The 4259-nt window shown below is 71.5% G+C and carries 2 protein-coding genes; both read left to right on the forward strand.

Annotated features, from left to right (window positions below):
* The first annotated feature begins 181 nt into the window (after nt 1–181).
* Complete coding sequence (locus C6N75_RS17680; protein ID WP_105869870.1) at nt 182–1981, forward strand: ABC-F family ATP-binding cassette domain-containing protein; 1800 nt, start codon at nt 182–184, stop codon at nt 1979–1981.
* A gap of 266 nt (nt 1982–2247) precedes the next feature.
* Nucleotides 2248–4080, forward strand: a complete 1833-nt coding sequence (locus tag C6N75_RS17685; protein ID WP_105869871.1) for an outer membrane protein assembly factor BamB family protein — start codon at nt 2248–2250, stop codon at nt 4078–4080.
* Nucleotides 4081–4259: the final 179 nt, after the last annotated feature.

The raw sequence follows: 4259 nt of genomic DNA on the forward strand, positions 1-4259 counted from the left end.
GGCTTGGGGGGTGGGGTGGAGCAGGCGGTCAGGGCGGCGAGGGCCGCCGCGGTCGTGATCGTCCACCGGATTGATCGCATGTGAGGCCCCACCCCTGGTCCTGGAAGAACGCGGAAGAGTACCGCAGGCCAGGGGCGACTACTGTGGTAGGTCGCCCCCCGGTCCGCGTACAGGAGTGTTCATGGCCGTCAACCTGGTCAACGTCGAGGCAGTCAGCAAGGTGTACGGCACCCGTGCGCTGCTCGACGGGGTTTCCCTCGGGGTGTCCGAAGGGGACCGTATCGGCGTGGTCGGGCGGAACGGGGACGGTAAGACGACCCTGATCCGGATGATCGCGAAGTTGGAGGAGGCGGATCAGGGGCGGGTCACGCACAGCGGGGGGCTGCGGCTCGGGGTGCTGACGCAGCACGACTCGCTGGATCCGGCCGCCACCGTGCGGCACGAGGTCATCGGGGACCGGGCCGATCACGAGTGGGCCGGGGACGCGAAGGTCAGGGACGTGCTGACCGGGCTGTTCGGCGGGTTGGACCTGCCGGGCTTCCCGCAGGGGCTGGACACCGTGATCGGGCCGCTGTCGGGTGGTGAGCGGCGGCGGATCGCGTTGGCGCAGCTGCTGATCGCCGAGCAGGACCTGGTGGTGCTCGACGAGCCGACCAACCACCTGGACGTGGAGGGGATCGCCTGGCTGGCCCGGCATCTGCGGGCGCGGCGGTCGGCGCTGGTGTGCGTCACCCACGACCGGTGGTTCCTGGACCAGGTCTGCACGCGGATGTGGGACGTGCAGCGGGGCGAGGTCCGCGAGTACGAGGGCGGGTACTCGGACTACGTGTTCGCGCGGGCCGAGCGGGAGCGGATCGCCGCGACCGAGGAGGCCAAGCGGCAGAACCTGATGCGCAAGGAGCTGGCCTGGCTCCGGCGCGGCGCCCCGGCGCGTACCTCCAAGCCGCGCTACCGCATCGAGGCCGCCAACGCACTGATCGCGGACGTGCCGCCGGTGCGCGACAGCAGCGAGCTGATGAAGTTCGCCAACGCGCGGCTGGGGAAGACCGTGCTGGAGATGGAGGACGTCACGGTCACGGCGGGCCCGAAGACGCTGATCAAGCATCTGACGTGGCAGCTCGGGCCGGGGGACCGGATCGGACTGGTGGGGGTCAACGGGGCGGGGAAGACCTCGCTGCTGCGGGCGCTGGCGGACGCGGCGTACAGCGGTGGGGAGAAGCAGCCGGCGGCGGGCAGGGTCGTGGTCGGCAAGACCGTGCGGCTGGCCTACCTGTCGCAGGACGTCACGGAACTGCCTCCGCAGTTGCGGGTGCTGGAGGCGGTGCAGCAGGTCCGGGACCGGGTGGATCTCGGCAAGGGGCGGGAGATGACCGCCGGACAGCTCTGCGAGCAGTTCGGCTTCGGCAAGGAGAAGCAGTGGACGCCGGTGGGGGACCTGTCCGGCGGTGAGCGGCGGCGGCTACAGCTTCTGCGGCTGCTGATGGACGAGCCGAACGTGCTGTTCCTGGACGAGCCGACCAACGACCTGGACATCGAGACGCTGACGCAGTTGGAGGACCTGCTGGACGGGTGGCCGGGCTCGATGGTGGTCATCTCGCACGACCGGTTCTTCATCGAGCGCACCACCGACCGCACCTTCGCGCTGCTCGGCGACGCCACGCTGCGGATGCTGCCGCGCGGGATCGAGGAGTACCTGGAGCGGCGGGAGAAGATGGTGGAGGCGGCGGCGCCGGCCCCGGCCGCCGCGTCGCCGGCGCGGGAGAAGTCGGCGGGGGACGCCCGGGCCGCCAAGAAGGAGCTTCAAAAGGTGGAGCGGCAGCTCGACAAGGTGGCCGAGAAGGAAGCGAAACTGCACGCGCGGATCGCGGAGAACGCCACGGACTTCGCGAAGGTCGCCGAACTGGACGCGGAGCTGCGCGCACTGGCCGGGCAGCGCGAGGAGTTGGAGACGCGGTGGCTGGAACTCGCCGAGGACGCCTGACGGGCGAGCCGGGGGAAACCCCCGCCGGAGGGCGTGGAGCCGGCGTGGAGAGGCGATAACGGAGGCGTCACGGGCCGGTTCTCCCTTGGGAACAGGGGGCGCACCGGCCCTTTTCGCGTGCCGGCCGGGTGATAGAAAGTAACCCCGCTCGACTCACGCAACACTGCGGATTCCATGTCCGATTCACTCCATCCCGGCGGTACGTGCCCGCCGGGATCGCGGGGGAGGCCGGTCGGGCAGCGGGCCGCACGAAGGGGGAAGCGCTGATGAGTCAGCCGCCCAGCCAGCAACCGCCGCAGGGGGGCTTCGGCGCTCCGCAGGACCCGCAGGACCCGCCCCAGCAGCCCGCAGGACAGCCCGCGCAGCCGCCTCAGGCGCCGCCGCCTCCGCAGCAGCCGCCGGCGCCGCCGGCCCAGCCTCCGCACGCGCCGGGCGGGTACGGCGCGCCGCAGCCGGGCGGGTACGGCGCGCCGCAGCCCGGTTACGGCTATCCGCAGACCCCGCCCGGGCAGCCGGGGCCGTACTCCGGGCAGCCCGGCCCCTACGGCGGGCAGCCCAATCCGTACGGCGGCCAGCCGGGCGGCCCCTACGCCGGGGCGCCGTACCCCGCCGGCCAGCCGCCGTATCCGGGCGCGCCGCAGCCGGGGGGCGGCGGGAAGGGGCCGTTCAAGGGCAGGCCCGCGGTCATCGTGGCCGCGGCGGTGGCCGCGCTGCTGGTGGTCGGCGGCGGGGTCTACTTCGCCGCCGCCCCGAACGACGACGAGCCGGCCAAGCCGGACGCCAAGGCCAGCAGCGCCCCGCCGAAGCCCTCGGAGTCGGTGGACCGGGGCGACGGCTCCGGCACCGGCGGCGGGCGCGAAGCGGGCGACGACTTCAACGCCGGCCGCAAGCCGGGCGAGGCCAAGGTCGCCTTCGCCGTCAAGAACGACGTCGACCTGCCGCGCAACGGGGCCGACGTGTACGGCCCGTGGGTGGTCGGCGACACCGTCGTCAAGGCGATGTACAAGAGCGTGGTCGGCTATTCGGTCGGCGACGGGGCCAAGAAGTGGGAGCTGCCCTTCGCCACCGAGATCTGCACCGCCCCGCCGCAGCCCTCCGACGGCGGCACCATCGTCATCGGGCTCGACGACGGGCCCACCGACAAGGCGAAGTGCAACGACCTCCAGCAGATCGACCTGAAGACCGGCAAGGCGGGCTGGAAGAAGCCGGTGCCGAGGAGCGACGGTTTCGGCGGGCTGTTCGACATCACGCTCGCGATCAGCGGGGACACCGTCACCGCCGCGGGCCTCGGCAACTCCTTCGGGTTCTCGCTGGCCGACGGCAAGCAGGTGTGGGGCAAGGACCCGGACGCCGACTGCAAGAGGTTCGCCTTCGCCGGCGGGGCCAGGCTGATCGCCGCCGCCAACTGCGGCGGCGTGAAGACCCAGCACGAGGTCAGCGAGGTCAACGCGAAGACCGGCAAGGCGAAGTGGAGCTACCGGCTGCCGGACGACTGGGAGGTCGACAAGGTCTACTCGGTGAGCCCGCTGGTGATCTCCGCGGTCAAGCGCGACTCCAAGGAGTGGAGCGTCCTGGCGCTCACCGACAGCGGCAAGCTGCGCTCGACCATCGACGGCGGCAAGGACAAGTTCCGCCCGCGCTGCGGCGGCAGCTTCGTCGTCCTGGGCGAGAACCTCCAGGGCTGCACCGGGATGGCGGCCGACGCCTCGACGTTCTACATGGCGACCGAGCCGACCCAGCTCACCAACGGCACCAACGACATCGTGGCCTTCGACCTGAACACCGGCAAGGCCAAGTGGCGGGCGAACGCCGGCCCGCGGCGGACCATGACGCCGCTGCGGATGGAGGGCGGCGAGGTGCTGATGTACATGCAGGGCTCCTACGACCGCGGCGGCGGCGTGGCGACGCTCGCGCCCACCGGCGGGAAGCCGAAGGTGCTGCTCCAGCACCCGGCGGCCACCGCCCAGTTGGAGAGCAGCGTGTTCAACCCGCTGTACGCCTACGCCGACGGGCGGTTCTTCCTCGCCGACGGCCGGGTCAGCGCGAGCAACGACGAGGAGGAGAAGAAGTTCATCACCATCCTCGCGTTCGAGAAGTGATCCGACTTCGTGAAGTGATCCGACTTCGTGAAGTCATCCGACTTCGTGAAGTCATCCGGCTTCGCGAAGTGGCCCAGGCGATTCCCGTGCTCCGGGACGCGTGAGCTCCGCTCCTCCTCCCCACTCTCCCCGTGGCCGCTCGCGGCCCTCCCCGAGGTATCCACACCATGACCCAGCCC

This window comes from Streptomyces solincola (assembly GCF_002982015.1).
In the GTDB taxonomy this organism is placed as follows: domain Bacteria; phylum Actinomycetota; class Actinomycetes; order Streptomycetales; family Streptomycetaceae; genus Streptomyces; species Streptomyces solincola.

Bases quoted from the DNA above. Each gene is read 5' to 3' on its own strand.
- C6N75_RS17680 (WP_105869870.1), top strand. From the start codon at position 182: ATGGCCGTCAACCTGGTCAACGTCGAGGCAGTCAGCAAGGTGTACGGC.
- C6N75_RS17685 (WP_105869871.1), top strand. From the start codon at position 2,248: ATGAGTCAGCCGCCCAGCCAGCAACCGCCGCAGGGGGGCTTCGGCGCT.